This window comes from Nitrosospira sp. Nsp18, from assembly GCF_900103145.1.
In the GTDB taxonomy this organism is placed as follows: Bacteria; Pseudomonadota; Gammaproteobacteria; order Burkholderiales; family Nitrosomonadaceae; genus Nitrosospira.
In genome coordinates this window covers 1-1,471 of record NZ_FMWY01000057.1, presented here as the reverse complement: position 1 = coordinate 1,471, position 1,471 = coordinate 1, and the positions used below count along the sequence as shown (strand labels likewise).

Sequence of the window (1,471 nt, the reverse complement as noted above, 5' to 3'; positions counted from 1 at the left end):
CGCCCCGGGTTTTGAGGAGGCTCCAACATCTGAGAGAAATGGTATGGACGCCTCCCACCCGTGAGGAATGGTAGGGAAGGATGGGGCTTTCACGGGCTATTGGCATTGGCGTGATGACGGTGGAAGATCGCATAAATCTTCACATTGCAAACCGGAGGAGCCGAGATGAAGCTGACGCCAGTTGGAATCGATATTGCAAAGATGGTCTTCCAAGTGCACTACGTGGACGAGGAAACGGGTGAGATCGTGAACAAGCCCGTCAAACGTGCGGTGTTTCTAGAACATTTCGCGAACCGGTCGTCGTGCCTCGTCGGAATGGAGGCGTGCGGCGGTGCGCACCACTGGGCGCGGAAACTGTTGAAGATGGGTCATCAGGTCAAGTTGATGCCGGGAGAATTCGTGAAGGCGTTCAACATCCGCAACAAGAACGACGCGGCGGATGCTCGGGCGATCTGGCTGGCGGTGCAGCAACCAAGCAAGGCGGTCGCGGTTAAAACCGAAATGCAGCAGGCAATGCTGGCGCTGCACCGGATGCGCGAACAACTGGTGAAGTTCAGGACGATGCAGATCAACGGTTTACGCGGGCTGCTGACCGAGTACGGCGAGGTGACGGCTAAAGGACGGGCATCGCTTGACAAGGCGATACCGGAAATCCTTGCCCGGGTGGCGGAGCGTTTGCCAGCGGTGCTGATCGACACGTTGCGTGAGCAGTGGAACGGACTGACGAATCTGGACGAGCAGATCGCAGCGATTGAGCGCCGGATGCGCGAATGGAAGAAGGACGATCGCGCCGTGAAAGCGATCAGTGAGATCCCCGGCGTGGGGTTGCTGACCGCAACCGCGGCGGTCGCGATGATGGGCGACGCGAAGGCGTTTCGATCAGGGAGGGAGTTTGCCGCGTGGGCAGGACTGGTGCCGAAGCAGACCGGTTCGGGCGGCAAGGTGAATCTTCACGGCATCAGTAAGCGCGGCGACACGTATCTGCGCACGCTGCTGATCCACGGCGCACGCAGTGTGTTGATAAACGCGAAGGCCCCAGGTCCGTGGGTCGAACAGATGAAGCAGAGGCGGCATCCGAATGTGGTGACTGTCGCCCTGGCAAACAAGATAGCGCGAACGATCTGGGCGGTGCTTGCCCATGACCGACCGTACCAAAAAGGATACGTAAGCGTGAAGCCGGCGTTAGCGGTAACCACCAGATGAGAGGTTGACTCTGTAAAGATGGAACGTCTATCTAGGTTGCGTTGGGAATCGATAGCGATGGCAACACAGGTCGGACCGGGATCCGCCAAACCTGAATGGCTCCAAGAACTTCGAGTTCGCGAGAGAAATGAGGTGCGGGTCAGCGGAATCCATAGTGGCCCGCAGCGGAAGGATCGGCTGCAACAAGGCCGGATATAAAGCTGCGAACCGTTCCTGTCACGTCAGACCAACTCGAAGTCCCTTGCAAAACGGGAGGCGTCCATATAAA

Annotated in this window: 1 protein-coding gene; it reads left to right on the top strand. The window is 58.3% G+C overall.

Annotated features, from left to right (window positions below):
- Positions 1-165 precede the first annotated feature (165 nt).
- Positions 166-1,203: an IS110 family RNA-guided transposase gene (locus BLS94_RS14390; protein ID WP_090962632.1), complete on the top strand. Its 1,038-nt coding sequence runs from the start codon at positions 166-168 to the stop codon at positions 1,201-1,203.
- Positions 1,204-1,471: the final 268 nt, after the last annotated feature.

What these genes read in the sequence shown, in the direction of transcription:
- BLS94_RS14390 (WP_090962632.1), top strand. Translation starts at nt 166, where the DNA reads ATGAAGCTGACGCCAGTTGGAATCGATATTGCAAAGATGGTCTTCCAA.